The sequence below is a fragment of the Nocardia cerradoensis NBRC 101014 genome, assembly GCF_000308535.1.
Taxonomy (GTDB): domain Bacteria; phylum Actinomycetota; class Actinomycetes; order Mycobacteriales; family Mycobacteriaceae; genus Nocardia; species Nocardia cerradoensis.
In genome coordinates this window covers 1-18,194 of record NZ_BAFW01000010.1, presented here as the reverse complement: position 1 = coordinate 18,194, position 18,194 = coordinate 1, and the positions used below count along the sequence as shown (strand labels likewise).

Here is an 18,194-nt window from a genome sequence, read left to right as displayed (position 1 = left end):
ACGGCGACACCGGCCGGGTTCAGGGAAGAACGAAACGGCGGCCCGGCGGCGACGGTCATCGTCACCACCGGGCCGCCGGTCCCGCGGTAGTTCAGGAGAACTGTTCGCGGAGATCGCGTTTGAGAATTTTGCCGGTGACGTTCTTGGGGAGCGCGTCGACGAATTCCACTCGCCGCGGCACCTGGAATCCGCCCAGGTGTTCGCGGCAACCGGCGATGATGTCCTCGGCCGTGGCGGTCTCCTCGTCCCGTAGGACGACCACCGCGCACACCACCTCGCCCCAGGTGTCGTCGCGGACGCCGATGGCGGCGGCCTCGGCGACCTGCGGATTCCGGTACAGCGCCTGTTCGACCGTCAGCGAGGCGACGTTCTCACCGCCGCTGATGATCAGATCCTTCTTCCGGTCGACGATGTAGACGAAGCCCTCCTCGTCCTGGCGGACTATATCGCCGGTGCGGAACCAGCCGTCGGTGAACGACTCCGCGGTGGCCCGGGGGTCGTTCCAGTAGCCGACGGTCACCTGATCCGCACGCACCACCATCTCGCCGATCTGTCCCCGCGCGACATCGGCGAAATCCTCGTCGACGATGCGAACATCGGCCAGCCGCATGGGTTTTCCCGCCGAGGCGAGCAGATGGGTCTCCCCGCTCGCCGCCCGCCGGTGGGCCTGCTCGTCCAGATGCAGGATGTTGCCGGCGAGTTCGGTCATCCCCATGCCCTGGTAGAAATCGCAGCCGAATCGCTCCAGCCCGGCGCGCAGCACCGCGGACGGAATGGCGGAGGAGCCGTACCCGATCGCCTGCAGCGTCTTCAGCGAATGCCGCTCCAACGCCGGATCCTGCAGCAGGAAGTTGATCATCGTCGGCGCCAGGCCGGTCTGGGTCACCTGCCATTCGTCGACCAGCCGCAGGAACGTGGCGTTGTCGTAGGCGCGCAGGATGCCCACGGTGGCGCCGATCAGATGATTGACCAGCACCACATAGCCGCCGACATGGCACAGCGGGAAGCAGAACAGGAAAACCGTCTCCTCCGCGACGCTCCATTGCAGGGCCGACGAGGTCACGCCCGCAAGCAGATTGCGATGCGAGACCATGACGCCCTTCGGCGTGCCGGTCGTCCCGCTGGTGTAGACCAGCCACGCCACATCGTCGGGATCGGGACGGTAGACGGGCGCCGTGGCCGACGCCGTGCCGACGAACTCGTCCCATCCGAGCGTGCCCGGTGCGGCGCCGATCGACACCACGGTGGTCACCGACGGGATCCGGTCGCGGATGCGGTCCACCAGGTCGGCGAATTCCGCGGCGACGATCAGCACCCGAGCGCCGGAATGCTCGATCAGGCCGACGAGCTGATCCTCGTGCAACCGGAAGTTGAGGATCGTCAACGCCATTCCCGCCATCGGAACGCCGTAATAGCACTCCAGATACTGCGGGCAGTTCGCCGACAGGATCGCCACCCGGTCACCCGGCTCGGCCACGCCGAGCAGCGCATTCGCGAGGCGCCGGCAGCCGTCGCGCAATCGCCGGTAATCGATCACCTCCTGCTCGAAGCGCACCGCGATCCGGTCGGGGTGTTTACGCGCGCCGTATTCGACGATGTCACCGATCAACATCTGTCCGAACTCCTTGCCGATTCGAAATCCATGGCAGGTGCGCCCTTCTCACCGGATCGCGAGCGGGTTGATCGGTGAGCCGACGCCGCGCGTGAATTGCAGGGGCGGCCCGGCGTAGAAGAAGTCCCAGCGTCCGTCACCCGCGCAGGCCTGTGCCAGATCCTCGAAGTCGAGCATTTCGGCGAGGGTCAGGCCCATGTCGCGGATGAGCACCATGTGCAGTTCGAACGCGGTTCCCGGATGTTCGCCGGGCATCACCTCGACCGCCCAGTTGTCGGAGCCGACGACGGCGACGTCCTTGTCGCGCAGCCAGGTCGCGCACGCCAGGCTCAGACCCGGCTCGCCGGCCATGAAGCCCTGCGGATCACCGTCGGTGAGGAACTTCCTGCGCCAGCCCGTGCGGATCAACAGGATGTCACCGGCACCGACATCCACGCCCTGCGCGGCCGCGACGGCGTCGAGTTCGTCGGGGCTGATCGCGGTTCCCGCCTCCAGCCAGTCCACGCCGCGATGACGAGCCACGTCCAGCAGCACGCCGCGTCCGGCGATACCGCCGGACTGGGTGTGGATACCGCATTTGTCGGCGCCCTTGACCGTCACTCCCGAGCCGGGGTGGCCGTTGTACAGCTCGTCGTCGTAGTGCACGTGCGCCAGCGAGTCGTACTGGGAACCGGCCTGCAACGGCATGAAGACGAAATCGTCGGCCCATTTGAAACCGCCGGGAAGCACCTGTTCCTGGCCGTTCTCCGACATCAACCGGATCGGATTGATGCGCGCCCCGCCGGGCTGCGGACCGTCACCGTCGAGCGGGATACCGAGTTTGAAGGTCTCACCGGTGCGAATCAGCGCCGCGGCGGCCACCACCCGCTCCGGCGTGATCAGATTCGTGGTTCCGCGCTCGTCGTCGGTCCCCCACCGACCCCAATTGCTGACCTTCCGGCCCAGAGCGCGCATATCGGGAACTTCGGGCACCGTTGCCTCCTGAACTGTTTGTGACGTGACAGTCATGTCAACTTCGTGCCGCAAGTGTGTCCGACAGCACTTTCGGTGTCAATAGGCGGATGTCAGGTTCGGGCCGATCGCAACTGGGGGCGGCTGCCGGACCAGGCGGGACGATGGAGCCGCGAGCCACCCGGGCGGGCAGCACTCCGCAGGACGCGATAGCGCGCGGCTATACGAGAAACCCGTCAACGCTCCCTCGGTCAGCCATTCGAGACGGCTCGGTTTCACTTTATGCGCAACAATGCGACAGCCGGATGGTCGTCGACAGATTCCATCACTGACGCCGTAAAATCTTGCTCTGCAGTGGTTTTCAGAAGACAAGCACGGCTCCATGGTTGTGCCGCAGCCATCGCGACACGAACATCCCCTTTGACAGCGGTCGATTTCCGAAACCGCACAGTTGATTTCCGCCGTATTGACGTGCGAGGGTGATTGGGTTCACACTACCAACGAGTAACCGGACGAAGATGTCCGGTTCGGGTAGAAGGGGACTCTGGTGAAACGAGGACGCGCCGTCCTTCAGATCGCGACCGCCGTCGCGGCCATGTCATTGCTCGTCGGCTCCGCGACCGGTCTCGCACCGAGTGCGGATGCGGCATCCGATTCGTTCTACGAGTACACGGGCGCGGCGCCGCTGTCCTCGATCGCCCCGGGAACCGTGTTACAGACCCGCACGATGCCGTACCACTTCGCCGGTATCCCGACGCCCGTCACGGCGGTGCAGTTGCAGTACCGCACGACCGACGCCCAGCAGCGACCGGCCGTGAACGTCACCTCCGTACTCCTGCCGCCGACCGGCGTCGATCCCGCGAAAGCCGTTGCCTACCAGTCGTTCTACGATTCACTGAATCCCGAGGACGGGCCGTCGCGGTCGGTCGCCGGCAATGTGTCCTTCGGCGGCGCGGTGAACAATGTGGAAGGTCAGCTGGTCGCGCCGCTGCTGGCGCAGGGCTACACGATCATCGTCGCCGACACCGAAGGACAGGCGGCCGATTTCGCCGCAGGTCCCGAGTACGGGATGAACACCCTCGACTCGATCCGGGCCGCCACCCACTCGGCGCAGATCGGGCTGAACGAACAGACCCGCATCGCGCTGTTCGGATATTCCGGCGGCGCGATCGCCACCAACTGGGCCGCGGCACTGGCGCCGGTCTACGCCCCGGATGTCGACCGGCAGCTGGTCGGCGCGGCGGAGGGTGGCGTTCTGGTCAACCCCGCGCGCAACCTGCGCTACATCGACGGCAGCTTCGGCTGGGCCGGAGTGGCGGCGATGGCGGTGATCGGCATCGGCCGCTCCTACGACATCGACTTCTCGCCCTATATGAGCCCGCTCGGCACCGAGATCCTGAACAAGATGCAGTACGCGTCCATCGCCAATGTGCTGTTCCAGTACCCGGGTCTGACCTGGGCGCAGATGGTGAAGCCCGAGTACGCCGATCCCAACAGCGTGGCGCCGTTCGTCGAGGCGGTGCGCAAGGTCGACCTCGGACTGGCGCCGACGCCGACGATTCCGATGCTCATCGGGCAGGGCGCCAACGGCGTGCTGGAAGGGACCGACAACGGTAAGCCGGTGTCCGGGCCCGGCGACGGCGTGATGGTCGCCGGCGATGTCCGCAGCCTCGCCCGGCAGTACTGCGACACCGGGAACTCCTCGATCCTGTATCGGCAGTACGACCTGCTCAGCCATACCCCGTCGACCATCGCGTGGCTGCCGGAGGCACTGCTCTGGCTCAACGACCGGTTCGCGGGCCGGCCGGCACCGGCCAACTGCGGTGCCATCGCTCCGGGCAACTCGCTGGACCCGGTGATCTGAGCCCGGACGGACCTATGCGAAGCGGCCCCGTGATACGCGGGGCCGCTTCCGTTTCACCGGACCGGTGTCGGCCGAAAGGCGAAGCGACTCAGGAGATTCGCTCGATGATGGTGACGTTGGCCGTGCCACCGCCCTCGCAGATGGTGAGCAGGCCGTAGCGGCCGTTCACGCGCTCGAGCTCGTTGAGCAGCGTGGCGAACAGCTTCGCGCCGGTGGCGCCGAGCGGATGTCCGAGGGCGATCGCACCGCCGTGCACGTTCACCTTGTCGGGGTTCGCGCCGGTCTCCTTCAGCCACGCCAGCACCACCGAGGCGAAGGCCTCGTTGATCTCGACGACATCGATATCGTCGATGGTCAGCCCGGTCTGCTCCAACGCCCACTTGGTCGCCGGGATCGGCGCGGTGAGCATGTAGATCGGATCGGCGCCGCGGGCGCTGACGTGGTGGATGCGGGCGCGCGGCTTCAGGCCGTATTCGGCGACGGCCCAGTCCGAGGCCAGCAGGGTGGCGCTGGCGCCGTCGGAGATCTGGCTGGCGACCGCGGCGGTCAGGCGGCTGCCCTCGCTGAGCGGCTTGAGTCCCGCCATCTTCTCCAGGCTGGTCTCACGCGGGCCCTCGTCGATCCAGAAATCGCCGACCGGCACGATCTCGCGATCGAAGGCGCCCTCGGCGATGGCCTTGCGGGCGCGTTCGTGGCTGCGAAGTGCCCAGCGCTCCATATCTTCCCGGCTGATGTCCCACTTCTCGGCGATCAACTGCGCACCGTTGAACTGCGAGACCTCACCGGTCCCGTAGCGGTGGTCCCAGCCCTTGGCGCCGACGAACGGCGAGTCGAAACCGTATTCCTTACCGGCCAGCATGGCCGCCGAGATAGGGATGGCGCTCATGTTCTGCACGCCGCCGGCGACGATCACCTCGGCGGTGCCGCTCATGATGGCCTGGGCGCCGAAATTGATCGCCTGCTGGCTGGATCCGCACTGGCGGTCCACCGTGACACCGGGGACCTCCTCCGGATATCCGGCCGCCAGCCACGCCGTGCGAGCGATATTGCCGGCCTGCGGGCCGATGGCGTCGACACAGCCGAAGATCACATCGTCGACATTGCCGGGGTCGATGGCGTTGCGGCCCAGCAAGCCCTGCAGTGCCGCCGCGCCGAGATCGGCGGGATGCACACCGGCCAGCGCACCGCCGCGCTTACCGATCGGCGTCCGCACGGCATCGATGACGTAGGCCTCGCGCACCGGTGCGTACCGGCGGCGATCGGACGATGTGGACATGTAACGCTCCTATTCGGATGTGCCGGATTCGGCGCCGGACTGCGCTCCGGAATGGACTGCGCCGGAACGGTTCTCGGGGTTGGTGAGCCCATCGAGCACGATGGTCAGATACTGCTTGGCGAGGGTGTCCGCCGTGATGCGGCCGCCGGGCTGATACCAGCGCACCGCCACCCAGACGGTGTCGCGCAGGAAGCGGAAGGCGAGTTCGACATCGAGTTCGGGACGGAAGCTGCCGTCGCGCACACCCTCGGTGAGCACATTGCGCCACAGTTCCCGGAATTCCCGGTTGTATTCCGCGATGTAGTCGAAACGCGGTGTGTCACTGAGCCTCTTGGCCTCGGCCTGATAGATCGCGACCGCCGAATGCCAGCGGTCGAACGATTCACAGGACGCGATGACCAGCGCTTCGAGGGTGGCTCGCGGCGAGAGGTTGGAGGCGACGATCTCGCGGTAGCGGCCGAACAGATCGTCGAGGAAGCCGCGCAGGATCTCGTCCACCATCGCCTCTTTCGAGTCGAAGTGGTGGTAGAGACTGCCGGATAGAATCCCCGCCGCATCGGCGATATCGCGGACCGTGGTCGCACGCAGGCCGCGCTCGGCGAACAGGCCGGCGGCCAGGCCGAGCAATTCGTTGCGGCGTGCGGATTTGGAGGCCTCGGATGCGGTCACTCGGCCATAATACAACCAAGCATTTGCTTGGTCCATGGTGGTGGCTCACCGAATGGAATAACGCAGCGGCGAGGACATCGACAGATCGGCGAGCAACCGATCGCAGATCTCCGACGGAGGGATTCCGGCCCGTTTCATCCGCGCCACCAGCGCGAGCCGCCGCTCACAGCTGTCCCATTCCACGAGGAGCGGCCCCCGGCCGGGTCCCGCGTCCACGGTCGCCATCGCCCGCGGCGGGCCGCCGGGTTCCGGAATTTCGCTGAGTTTGAGCACGATGCCGCGCCGCCACGCCAGATAGGTGTCGCGATCGGCGGCGCCCTCCAATTTGCCGGTGGCCGCGGCCAGCCCCCGATCGATGCCGTCGGCGAAGGCGAGGCGATCGAATCGGAACCGGCGGCAGCGCCGCACCACCTCCAGCAGATCGGCGCGCACCTCGCGCAGCAGGGCGGTCTGCTGCCGGCGGCGTTCCCCGCCGGGATCGGACTCCTCCGGGCCGCACCCGGCGCCGATGCGCCGGACCCGGCGTCGATCGCGAGCCAAATCCGCGCGCAGCGCGGCACGCGGATCACGCGCCACCTCGGTCTCGTCCACCTCGTGCGCACGCAGGATCTGCGCGGCACGCGTCGCGGTCGCGCGCGCACCAGCGTGATCGAGCAATTCGGCGCCGAGGGTGAGAGCGGCGAGCACGATCTCGTCCTGCCGCCGCCGCGCGAGCACCACCTCGCGGATCAACTCGAGTTCCAGTGCGTCGTTGTCTTCCTGTCGACCGTCCAGACCCATGGGTCGTGGTCCCTTCGAACCGTCGGAACCGGACGTTCTCAGGATCGCACAGCTAGGGGAGGTCAGCGGCAGTGTTTTTTGCCTCCGCTTCGCTGCGGCGGGTTCTCGGCCCCCTGGGCCTCGATTTTTCACTCCTCCGGTCAGTCGCTGCGCTCCCTCCCTCCGTCGCTCCAAAATCGAGGCGGGCCGAGAACCACCAGGGGATACCTCTCGCAGAGGTTTCCACTCAAGCGCGCTGGCTGCTGACCGAGACGACTTCGCCTGTCATGTAGGAGGTGTAGTCGCTGGCGAGCATCGCGATGGTGGCCGCGACCTCCCACGGCTCGGCGGCCCGGCCGAACGCCTCGCCCGCCGCCAGCCGGTCGAGCAGTTCGGTGGAGCTCACCTTGTCCAGGAACGGGTGGCGGGCGATGCTCGGGGCGACCGCGTTGATCCGCACGCCCAGTTCCGCGGCCTCCACGGCACTGCAGCGGGTCAATGCCATGACACCGGCCTTGGCGGCGGCGTAGTGGGCCTGGCCGTGCTGCGCCCGCCAGCCGAGCACGCTGGCGTTGTTGACGATCACGCCGCCGTGGCCGGCGGTGCGGAAGTAGTTCAGCGCGGCGCGGGTGCAGCGGAAGGTGCCGTTCAGGGTGATGTCGAGGACGCGGTCCCACTGCTCGTCGGTCATGTCGACGACCGGTGTCTCACCGCCCAGGCCGGCGTTGTTGACCATGATGTCGATGCGGCCCAGCCGCTGCGCCGCGGCCCGGATCAGTTCGTCGACCTGTTCGGTGCTGGTCACATCGCAGACCACCGAGGCGACCTTGCGCTGCGGGAATTCCGCGGCCAGCTCCTCCTCGGTCTGCTTCAGCCGGCGTTCGTGCCAGTCGGAGACCACCACGTCGGCGCCCTCGTCGAGCATGCGGCGCGCGGTGGCCGACCCGATACCCGTACCGGCGGCGGCGGTGATCACGGCGACCCGGCCGGCGAGCAGCCCGTGACCGGAGACCGGCTGGGGCGGAACCGAGAGATCAGGCACTGTAGGTCCTTCCTTACGGCCGAATAGTGGCTTCGGCCAATGGTTGTCAGCGAGCTTCCCTGGGCAGGCCGAGCACGCGTTCGGAGATGATGTTGCGCTGCACCTCGTTCGAGCCGCCGTAGATCGTGTCGGCGCGGGTGAACAGATAGAGGCGCTGCCATTGATTCAGGTCGTCCGCGGGATGCGGATCGAGGGCGGATCCGGTGCCGCCGACCGGCGGCCGGGCGATCAGGCCTTCGGCGCCCAGCACGTCCATCGCCAGTTCACCGAGGCCGCGATGCCAGTTGGCCCACAACAGCTTCGAGACCGAGGCCTGGCCCGCGGCGGTGCGGGCGTCGACGTTCTGATGCGCCGATTCCAGGGTCCGCAGGGCGTGGGCGCGCAGGACGCGCAATCCCACCCAGGCCTGGTCGATGCGTTCGGCCAGGGCCGGATCCACCAGCGCCCCATTGGCTTTCGCCACCGCTTCCAGATTCGACAGTTCGCGCGCGAAGCGGATCTGCTGGCCGACGGTGGAGATGCCGCGTTCGAAGGTCAGGGTGCCCATGGCGACCCGCCAGCCCGCACCGGGCTCGCCCACCACCAGGTCGGCGGCGGTGCGGGCGTTGTCGAAGAACACCTCGTTGAATTCGGCGGTCCCGGTGAGCTGGATGATCGGGCGCACCTCGATACCGGGCTGCTTCATCGGCACCAGCAGATAGGACAGGCCGTGGTGGCGGGTCGAGCCGGGTTCGGTGCGGGCGATGACGAAGCACCAGTCCGACAGATGCGCCAGCGAGGTCCAGATCTTCTGGCCGTTGATCGACCATTCGTCACCGTCGAGCCGGGCGCTGGTCGACACGTTCGCCAGGTCCGAACCGGCCCCCGGCTCGGAATATCCCTGACACCATAGTTCGGTGACCGAGCGGATGCCGGGCAGGAAGCGCTGTTTCTGCTCTTCGGTGCCGAAGGCGAGCAGGGTCGGCCCGAGCAGCTCCTCCCCCAGGTGCGAGACGCGCGCCGGGGCGTTCGCGCTCGCGTATTCCTCGTGGAAGATCACCTGCTGGCGCAGGGTCGCCGCCCGGCCGCCGTACTCGACCGGCCAGCCCAGGCAGGTCAGTCCCGCCGCGGCGAGGTGGCGGTCCCATTCCAGTCGCTCGCCGAAGGCTTCGTGCTCGCTTCCGGGCCCGCCGAGCCCGCGCAGCTCGCGGAACTGTCCGTTCAGGTTCTCGGCCAGCCATTCCCGCACTTCGGTGCGGAATTCCTGGTCGGCCGCGTTTTCCGTACCGGGGGCCGCCGTGCCGGAGGCATCCGCGCCGGCGGCGGAATCGGGGGTCTGGATCGCACTCACTCCGGTAGAGTAACCTACCAAGCACTTGCTTTGTAGGGCGGTGAGCTCTGCAGCGCGAATCGACCGACGGACCGAGCCGTCACCACGCCGGAGAAACCGGCTGCTCGGCCCGTCGACCAGCGTGTAGAAGACGAGGACGACGTGACACCCCCTGTGCAGACCACCCCTCTCGCCCTGCACGAAGCCGCGCGCATCCACGGCGATGCGCCGGCGGTGAGCGACGGCGAGGTGCACCTGAGCTGGGCGCAACTACTCGACGCCGTCCGCGAGACGGCCGGGGCGCTGATCGCGCGCGGAATCCAGCGCGGCGATCGGATCGCGATCTGGGCACCCAACACCTGGCACTGGGTGGTGGCCGCGCTGGCCACGCACTACACCGGCGCCGCACTGGTCCCGCTCAACACCCGCTACGTCGCCGACGAGGCCGCCGACGTGATCGCCCGGGTGGACGCGAAGGCACTGTTCATCGCCGATCCGTTCCTGGGCAGGCAGCGCCTCGCGGAATTGCGCGCCGCCGCACCGGATTTGGCGGTCGGCACGGTCATCGTCGTGCCTGCAGAGGGCGAATCGGCCTACGACGACGCCATCGCCTGGTCGCAACTGCCCGAACTGGCCGCGCAGACGCCGGTGGAGAAGGTGATCGCCCGCGCGGAATCGGTCGAGCCCGACGACATCGCCGACATCCTGTTCACCTCCGGCACCACCGGCCGCAGCAAGGGCACGCTGGTCGCCCAGCGCCAGGCGCTCGATGTGGTGCGGGCCTGGGTGGAGCGGTCGACGCTCAACAGTTCCGATCGCTATCTGGTGATCCCGCCGTTCTTCCACAACTTCGGCTACAAGGCGGCCATCCTGGCCTGCCTGGTCACCGGCGCGACCATCGTCCCGCAGGCGACCTTCGACGTGCCGCAGACGATGCGGATGGTGCAGGAACAGGCCATCACCGTATTGACCGGCCCGCCGACGATCTACCAGACCATCCTGGAACATCCCGCCCGCGCCGATTTCGATCTGAGCAGCCTGCGGGTGGCCGTCACCGGCGCGGCGACCGTACCGGTGGTGCTGGTCGAAAGAATGCGCAGCGAACTGGAATTCGAGGTGGTCGTCACCGCCTACGGCCTGTCCGAATCCTCCGGCTTCGGCACCATGTGCCTGCCCGACGACGATCCGGAGACCATCGCCAACACCTCGGGCGCGGCCATGGCCGGATTCGAGGTGCGCATCGGCGATCACGGCGAGGTGTTGCTGCGTGGGCCCAACGTGATGATCGGCTACCTCGACGATCCCGAGGCCACCGCCAAGACCATCGACGCCGAGGGCTGGTTGCACACCGGCGACGTCGGCATTCTCGACGAGCGCGGCTATCTCAAGATCACCGACCGGCTCAAGGACATGTACATCTCCGGCGGCTTCAATGTCTACCCGGCCGAGATCGAACAGACCCTGGCCCGGCTCGACGGCGTCGCCGAATCCGCGGTGATCGGCGTGCCGGACGAGCGGATGGGCGAGGTGGGCAAGGCCTACATCGTGCGCCGGGCGGGCACCGACCTGTCCGAAGACGACGTCATCGCCTACGCGAAGAAGACCCTGGCCAATTTCAAGGTGCCGCGATTCGTGGAGTTCCGGGACCGGCTGCCCTACAGCGCCGCCGGCAAGGTACTCAAGCGGCAACTACGTGAGGAGATCTCGTGACCACAGACGCAACCCCCGCGCCGATTCCGGACGAGGGCGAGGTCGTCACCTACGAGCGCCGCGGTCCGATCGCCCTGGTCACGATGAACCGGCCGGACTACCGCAACGCCCAGAATTCGGTGATGACCTACGCGCTCGACGCCGCCTTCACGCGGGCGGTCGAGGATGCCGAGGTCAAGGTGATCATCCTGGCGGGCAGCGGAAAACACTTCAGCGCCGGGCACGACATCGGCACGCCCGGACGCGACCATCACATCGAGTACGACAACAAGGCCGCGCTGTGGTGGGACCACGTCGACCGGCCCGGCGGCGATCAGCGCTTCGCCCGGGAGCTCGAGGTCTACCTCGGCATGTGCCGGCGCTGGCGCGAGATTCCCAAGCCCACCATCGCGATGGTCCAGGGCGCCTGCATCGCCGGCGCGATGATGCTGGCCTGGGTGTGCGACATGATCGTCGCCGCCGACGACGCCTTCTTCTCCGATCCCGTTGTCCGGATGGGTATTCCGGGCGTCGAGTACTTCGCGCACCCGTGGGTGCTGGGACCGCGGCGGGCCAAGGAGGTGCTGTTCACCGGTGATCGGTTCAGCGCCGAGCAGGCCTACGAATGGGGCATGGTGAACCGCGTCGTGCCCCGCGCCGAGCTGGAATCGCACACCCTCGAACTGGCCGAGAAGATCGCCACCATGCCGCAATTCGGCCTGGCGCTGACCAAGAAGGCCGTCAACCAGTGCGAGGACCTGATGGGCATGCGCGCCGGCATGGACTCGGTCTTCGGTCTGCACCACTTCGCCCACGCCCACAACGCCGAGGTCGGCACCGACTCGCTGGCCGGTATGACCGCCAAGTCGATGAAGGCCACGGCGACCACCGCAACGACCGCAGAACGGAGCGGCAAGTAGATGGATCTCGAACTCGATTCGGCCGCAGCGCAATTCCAGCTCGAAGTACGGGAATTCCTGCGCGCGAACGTCCCCGCCGAACCGCTGCCGTCGATGGACACCCGGGAGGGTTTCGAGGCGCATCGCGCCTGGGAGCACACCCTCGCCGAGGCGCGGCTCTCGGTGGTGTCGTGGCAGCGCGAATACGGCGGGCGCGATGCCTCGCTGCTCGAGTGGGTGCTGTTCGAGGAGGAGTACTACGCCGCGGGCGCGCCCGGGCGGGTGAGCCAGAACGGCATCTTCCTGCTGGCCCCCACCCTGTTCGAACACGGCACACCGGAACAGCTCGAGCGCATCCTGCCGAGAATGGCTCGCGCCGACGACATCTGGGCGCAGGCGTGGTCGGAACCGGAGGCCGGTAGCGACCTCGCGGGCATTCGCTCCAGCGCGCAGCGGGTCGAGGGCGGGTGGGTGCTCAACGGGCAGAAGACCTGGAGTTCGCGAGCATCGTTCGCGGACTGGGCCTTCGGCCTGTTCCGCAGCGATCCGGAGGCGGAGCGGCACAAGGGGCTCACCTATGTGATGTTCCCGCTGTCGGCGGACGGCGTGACCGTGCGGCCCATTCCGCAACTCGACGGCGAACCCGGTTTCGCGGAGATCTTCCTGGACAACGTCTTCGTCCCCGATCGCGATGTGATCGGCGAACCGGGCGCGGGCTGGCGGGTGGCGATGAGCACCTCCAGCAACGAACGCGGCCTCTCGCTGCGCAGCCCGGGCCGATTCAACGCCACGGCCGCGCGCTTGATCGAGCTGTGGCGCGAGACCGCCGATCCGGCCGACACCGCGGCCCGCAATCGCGTGGTCGACGCGTGGATCGGCGCGGAGGCCTACCGGCTCAACACGCTCGGCACCGTGACCCGGTTGTCGGAGGGCGGCAAACTCGGCGCGGAATCGTCGATCAACAAGGTCTTCTGGTCCGAACTCGATATCGCGATGCACGAGACCGCCCTGGATCTGCTCGGCGCCGCCGCCGAACACAGCAGCGCCTGGACCGACGGCTACCTGTTCTCGCTGGCGGGCCCGATCTACGCCGGTACCAACGAGATTCAGCGCAATATCGTCGCCGAGCGCCTGCTCGGGCTCCCGCGTTGAGATCCGCCATGTGCCATCCCGCCTCCCCGCGCCGCACCCCCGAATGGACCCATCGATGAGATTTGCACTGTCCCCCGAACAACGCGACTTCGCCGACAGCCTGCGCAAGATGTGCGATGCCGCGGGTACGCCCGCCGTCATCCGCAACTGGAGCGGCGGCGGCGCCCTTGGTGGCCGGGCACTGATCCGGCAGTTGGCCGGCGCCGGCGCCCTGGGTCTGGCCGTGGCCGAGGAATACGACGGGATGGGCGCCGAGACCATCGACCTGGTGGTGGCGTGCCGGGAATTCGGCCGGGCCGCGGTGCCGGGTCCGGTGATCGAGACCGCCGCGGTGCTTCCGGCGCTGTTGCAGGCACTCGACGATTCCGGCCCGGCGCGGCGCTGGCTGCCCGGCTTCGCCGAGGGTGAATCGCTCGGCACCATCGCGCTCTCGCCGCAGACGCCCGCTCTCGACGCCGACTCCGCCGATGTGGTGCTGGTCGTGGACGGCGACAAGCTGTGCACGGCTCGCCGCGGCGACCGGATCGAATCGGTGGACGCGGCGCGGCGGCTGCATACGGTGAGCCCGGACGAGGTTGTGGCGCAGGGTGATTCGGTGCTCGCGGCGGCTGAGACGGCGTTCGACGCCGGTGCGCTGGCGGCTGCGGCGCAACTGCTGGGCGCGGGTAACGCGATGCTGGCCACCAGCGTCGCCTATGTGATCCAGCGCCATCAGTTCGGGCAGCCGATCGGGCGCTACCAGGCCATCAAACACCATCTGGCCGATGCGAAGATCGGCCTCGACATGGCCGAACCGCTGCTGTACCGCGCGGCACTGAGCTTCGATACCGCCGACCGCGCCCGCGACGTCTCGGCAGCCAAGTTCGCCTGCGCGGAGGCCGCGTACCGGACGGCACGGATCGCCCTGCAGGTGCACGGCGCCATCGGCTACACGGCCGAATGCGATCTGTCGCTGTGGCTGACCAAGGTGACCGCGCTCCGAACCGCCTGGGGCACCGCCGATTTCCATCGCGCCCGAATCGCCGCGGCGCTGCGTACGCCGGTGGCGGCCGGCGCGTGAACCACCGATACGACGAGACGGGAGTACGGCGATGACCGATACCGCGGAACTGCAGGAATTGGCCGCGACCGTCCGCGCCGTCCTCACCCGCCACGGCGACCGGGCCGCGCTGCGACAGGCGATCGACAGCGAACTCGGCTACGACGAGCGGCTGTGGCAACTGCTGTGCGAGCAGGTGGGCGTGGCCGCGCTGGCGATTCCGGAGGAGTACGGCGGCGTCGGCGCCGACCTCGACACGGCGCTGGTGGTGCTCGAGGAACTGGGCCGCACGCTGCACAACCCGCCGATGCTCGGGTCGGCCGTCCTCGGCGTCCAGGCGCTGCTCGCGACGGGTGATGCCGACGCGGCGCAACGATTGCTGCCCGGCGTCGCCGAGGGCACCCGGACGCTCGCGGTCTGCTGGGCGGACGAAAAGGGCTGGGCGGCAGGCACAGCCGGGAGTGCAAGCGCGGCTCGCGTTCCCGCGGGATACGCGGTACGGGCCGACGGCGACACACTGACCGGTACCGCGCACTACGTCCTCGACGGCGCCAACGCCGACACCCTGCTGGTGGTGACGGCCGACGGACTCTACGAAATCGACGCCACCGCAGCGGGAGTCACGCGCACCGTCGTCCGGACCATGGATCCGACGCGGCGCCTGAGCACCGTCGCGTTCGACGGCGCGGCGGCCACCCGGCTGGGCGGGGATGCGGACGCGATCACGGCCCGCCTGCGCGCGGTCGCCTGGACTGCCGTGGCCGCCGAACAGGTCGGCGCGGCCGATCAATGCCTCGACCTCACCGTGGAATACAGCAAGTCGCGCGTGCAGTTCGGCCGGGCGATCGGCAGTTTCCAGGCGCTCAAGCACCGCATGGCCGATATGTACGTGCTGGTGGAGTCGGCCCGATCGGCCGCGTACGCCGCGATCGCGGATCTCGATCGACCGGTGTCCGCCGAAACGACGCTCGACCTCGAGTCGGCGCGTATCCACTGTTCGCACGCGTTCCGTTCGGTGGTCTCGGAGACCGTGCAGATGCACGGCGGTATCGCCATCACTTGGGAGCACGACGCGCACCTGTTCTTCAAGCGGGCGCACGGCGATGCCGAACTGTTCGGGATGCCGGGACGGCCGCTGGCCCGGCCCGCCTGATCCACATCGCCCGGCCCCCGCCACACGGACCCGCCCAGACGAATCCTCGTACTCGACCCCGCGCCCCACGGTCGCGGGGTCGAGTCGTGTTCGCGAGCCGCCGTCCAGCTCCGCCGTTCAGCTTTGCCGGTACAGCCGCCGTCCGCTACCGCCGCCGACAGCGCAGCGACTACCGCTACCGCCACGGCTGCGGCTACGGGCTACGGGCTACGGGCGCCACTACCGCTACCGCCACGGCTACCGCTGCGGGCTACGACTACCGCTGCGGGCCACGACTACCGCTCCGGGCCACGGCTACCGCTCCGGGCTGCGGCTGCGGCTGCGGGCTGCGGCTGCCGCTGACCTGCCGAAGCGGGCTGTGCGCGAGGTCACCACAAAATAGATAGTTAGGCTATGTACATACATAGTTAGCTTATGTAACATACTTCTCGTGCAGTCGAACGAGTCGTCCACCCTCCCCGATCCGGCCCGGAGCTCGGTCTCCCCGGATCCGGCCGAGGTGCTCATGGTCGACATCGCCGTCACCGCCGCGCGGCTCACTCGACTGGCCGGCACGCTGGGAACCCGAGCGCTCCCGCGTGCGATGGTGCGGGCGCTGTCCACGCTCGAAGAGCACGGTCCGCTGCGAATCAGCGAATTCGCGGAGATCGACGGTTGCTCCCAGCCCTCGGCAACGGCGCTGATCGGCCGGCTGACAGCCGCCGGACTCGCGGCACGCACCAGAGACCCCGACGACTCCAGAGCCGTGGTCGTCGAGCTGACGCCGGCGGGACGCGAACAGCTGTCCGTGTCCCGTCGCGCGTTCGGCACCGCCCTCGCGGCCCGGTTGCCCGACTTCGGCATCGACCGGCTCAGCCACCTCGACAGTGAGCTGACCGATCTCCTCGAAGCCCTGAAATCGGCTGCACCACACACAGTCTCGAAGTAGGAGCGTTGATGAGCATCACTCTCTCATCACCGACCGCGACCGAGGCGACGACCACTCCGAAGACCAAGCAGCCCAAATCGGTATGGGCAGTAGCTTTCGCCTCGGTCATCGCCTTCATGGGTATCGGCCTGGTGGATCCGATCCTGAAACCGATCGGCGAACAACTGCACGCGTCACCGTCTCAGGTCACCCTGCTGTTCACCAGTTACATGCTGGTCACCGGCGTCGCGATGCTGATCACCGGCGTGGTGTCCAGCCGCTTCGGTGCCAAGAAGACGCTGCTCGCCGGCCTGGCCATCATCGTCGTCTTCGCCGCGCTGGCGGGTTCGTCGGGCACGGTCGGGCAGATCGTCGGCTTCCGCGCCGGCTGGGGTCTGGGTAATGCGCTGTTCATCGCGACCGCACTGGCCACCATCGTGGGCGCTGCCAGCGGCGGGGTGGCCCGCGCCATCATCCTGTACGAGGCGGCACTGGGCATCGGTATCGCCGCCGGACCGCTGGTCGGTGGTTTCCTGGGCGGATTCAGCTGGCGCGCACCGTTCTTCGGCGTCGCCGTCCTGATGGCGGTGGCGTTCGTCGCAATCGTCGTGCTGCTGCCGGAGATGCCGAAACCGGCCCAACACACCTCGATCACGGCCCCCTTCAAGGCCTTGCGGCACCGCGGACTGCTGCTGGTCAGCATCACCGCACTGCTCTACAACTACGGCTTCTTCACCCTGCTGGCCTACACCCCGTTCCCGCTGAACATGGGCACCTACTCGATCGGGTTCATCTTCTTCGGCTGGGGTCTGCTGCTGGCGCTGGCGTCGGTGGTCTTCGCGCCGCGACTGCAGCGCATGTTCGGCACCGTGCCGATGATCGCGACCGCGCTGGCGCTGTTCGCCGCCGATCTGGCCGCCATGGCGATCTGGGCCGATCACAAGCCCGTACTGATCGTGGGCACCGTACTGGCGGGACTGTTCCTCGGCGTGAACAACACCCTGATCACCGAGGCCGTGATGATCTCGGCTCCGGTGGAACGCTCCACCGCCTCGGCCGCCTACAGCTTCGTCCGGTTCGTCGGTGGCGCCGCCGCCCCGTATCTGGCCGGCAAGCTCGGCGAACATCAGATGGCACTGCCGTTCTGGGTCGGCGCCGCGTGTACCGCGGTCGGCGTCCTGGTGCTGCTCGGCGGCCGGTCGGCCCTGTCCCACGTGGACGACCACGACCCGGCCGAACACAGCCCGGCCGAAGCCGAAGCGATCACCGTCGGCGACGACTGACCGAACTCGTCGTCCCGAGCGGCCCACCCCGTCGCCGGGACGACACCCTCCGCTGCGGTACCCCTTCTCTGACCGCAACGGCGGTGAGCCGGAATCCCCTCGCGAAACCCGCAGGGGATTCCGGCCTTTTTCTATCCACGTTCGCCGTGTCGCTCCTCGGGTGGTGAACAAATCGTGCAAACCTAGCCGTTCTCGGCAGTTTTCTCGCATTTCCGCCGAGGTTTGCACGAAAAGTTCGGGCCATTGCCGCGTCGACCTTTCCCGACCGAACCCCCGTCCCGGTAGGGCCGGGCCGCCCAGACGACCACGCCCAGCGGCAACCCGACGACGACAATCCACGCCACGGTAAGCACGCGGCTATGCCTCACACCGACGCAGCGACCGGAGAACTCGTCCGCACGTCTCCGCATCGGCCGACTCCACCGGGTGCAAAGGTGGGGGAACATCCACCCCACCCGGAACGCGCTGCGGCAGAACTCGACTCATGAACTCGAGATACACCCCACCCGAGTCGCCGTCCCCGTAGTCGACCGTCTCGAGCACGCCACCGGGAAACACGAAAAGCCTTGCGCGCCTTTCCCCTGCATCCA

The 18,194-nt window shown here is 68.0% G+C and carries 15 protein-coding genes; 8 read left to right on the top strand and 7 right to left on the bottom strand.

The window, feature by feature from the left end:
* Positions 1 to 91: 91 nt before the first annotated feature.
* A complete protein-coding gene (locus ON23_RS02360; protein ID WP_039775883.1) occupies positions 92 to 1,612 on the bottom strand; it encodes a long-chain-fatty-acid--CoA ligase in 1,521 nt (506 codons plus the stop codon).
* Between the two features lie 48 nt (positions 1,613 to 1,660).
* On the bottom strand, positions 1,661 to 2,566 hold the full coding sequence (locus tag ON23_RS02355) for a cyclase family protein (RefSeq protein ID WP_039775881.1): 906 nt from the start codon (positions 2,564 to 2,566) through the stop codon (positions 1,661 to 1,663).
* A gap of 544 nt (positions 2,567 to 3,110) precedes the next feature.
* On the opposite strand from ON23_RS02355, the gene ON23_RS02350 reads away from it, so the two are divergent.
* On the top strand, positions 3,111 to 4,427 hold the full coding sequence (locus ON23_RS02350) for a lipase family protein (protein ID WP_306307092.1): 1,317 nt from the start codon (positions 3,111 to 3,113) through the stop codon (positions 4,425 to 4,427).
* Positions 4,428 to 4,515: 88 nt separating this feature from the next.
* On the opposite strand, the gene ON23_RS02345 is transcribed toward ON23_RS02350, so the two are convergent.
* The 5 genes from ON23_RS02345 to ON23_RS02325 form a co-directional block, all read right to left on the bottom strand.
* Complete coding sequence (locus ON23_RS02345) at positions 4,516 to 5,667, bottom strand: acetyl-CoA C-acetyltransferase (protein WP_039775916.1); 1,152 nt, start codon at positions 5,665 to 5,667, stop codon at positions 4,516 to 4,518.
* A 45-nt stretch (positions 5,668 to 5,712) separates the two neighbouring features.
* Complete coding sequence (locus tag ON23_RS02340; protein ID WP_039775877.1) at positions 5,713 to 6,372, bottom strand: TetR/AcrR family transcriptional regulator; 660 nt, start codon at positions 6,370 to 6,372, stop codon at positions 5,713 to 5,715.
* Positions 6,373 to 6,417: 45 nt separating this feature from the next.
* Positions 6,418 to 7,152 carry a hypothetical protein gene (locus ON23_RS02335; RefSeq protein ID WP_039775875.1) on the bottom strand — a complete coding sequence of 245 codons (735 nt, stop codon included), beginning with the start codon at positions 7,150 to 7,152 and terminating at the stop codon, positions 6,418 to 6,420.
* 226 nt (positions 7,153 to 7,378) lie between these two features.
* Positions 7,379 to 8,173, bottom strand: coding sequence for an SDR family oxidoreductase (locus ON23_RS02330; protein ID WP_039775873.1), 795 nt, complete (start codon positions 8,171 to 8,173; stop codon positions 7,379 to 7,381).
* Positions 8,174 to 8,219: 46 nt separating this feature from the next.
* Positions 8,220 to 9,401: an acyl-CoA dehydrogenase family protein gene (locus ON23_RS02325; protein WP_039775914.1), complete on the bottom strand. Its 1,182-nt coding sequence runs from the start codon at positions 9,399 to 9,401 to the stop codon at positions 8,220 to 8,222.
* Between the two features lie 243 nt (positions 9,402 to 9,644).
* On the opposite strand from ON23_RS02325, the gene ON23_RS02320 reads away from it, so the two are divergent.
* From ON23_RS02320 to ON23_RS02290, 7 genes are all read left to right on the top strand, one after another.
* Positions 9,645 to 11,192, top strand: coding sequence for a FadD3 family acyl-CoA ligase (locus ON23_RS02320; RefSeq protein ID WP_039775872.1), 1,548 nt, complete (start codon positions 9,645 to 9,647; stop codon positions 11,190 to 11,192).
* On the top strand, positions 11,189 to 12,091 hold the full coding sequence (locus ON23_RS02315; protein ID WP_262985060.1) for an enoyl-CoA hydratase: 903 nt from the start codon (positions 11,189 to 11,191) through the stop codon (positions 12,089 to 12,091). Before ON23_RS02320 ends, ON23_RS02315 begins: the two co-directional genes overlap by 4 nt.
* The gene (locus ON23_RS02310) at positions 12,092 to 13,222 is read left to right on the top strand and encodes an acyl-CoA dehydrogenase family protein (RefSeq protein ID WP_039775871.1); all 1,131 of its coding nucleotides are present in this window, start codon (positions 12,092 to 12,094) and stop codon (positions 13,220 to 13,222) included.
* Between the two features lie 55 nt (positions 13,223 to 13,277).
* Complete coding sequence (locus tag ON23_RS02305) at positions 13,278 to 14,282, top strand: acyl-CoA dehydrogenase family protein (protein ID WP_039775870.1); 1,005 nt, start codon at positions 13,278 to 13,280, stop codon at positions 14,280 to 14,282.
* 31 nt (positions 14,283 to 14,313) lie between these two features.
* Entirely contained in the window at positions 14,314 to 15,414 is a 1,101-nt protein-coding gene (locus ON23_RS02300) for an acyl-CoA dehydrogenase family protein (protein ID WP_039775869.1), read from the top strand.
* A 430-nt stretch (positions 15,415 to 15,844) separates the two neighbouring features.
* The gene (locus ON23_RS02295) at positions 15,845 to 16,342 is read left to right on the top strand and encodes a MarR family winged helix-turn-helix transcriptional regulator (RefSeq protein WP_245555896.1); all 498 of its coding nucleotides are present in this window, start codon (positions 15,845 to 15,847) and stop codon (positions 16,340 to 16,342) included.
* A gap of 8 nt (positions 16,343 to 16,350) precedes the next feature.
* On the top strand, positions 16,351 to 17,604 hold the full coding sequence (locus ON23_RS02290) for an MFS transporter (protein ID WP_039775867.1): 1,254 nt from the start codon (positions 16,351 to 16,353) through the stop codon (positions 17,602 to 17,604).
* Positions 17,605 to 18,194 lie beyond the last annotated feature (590 nt).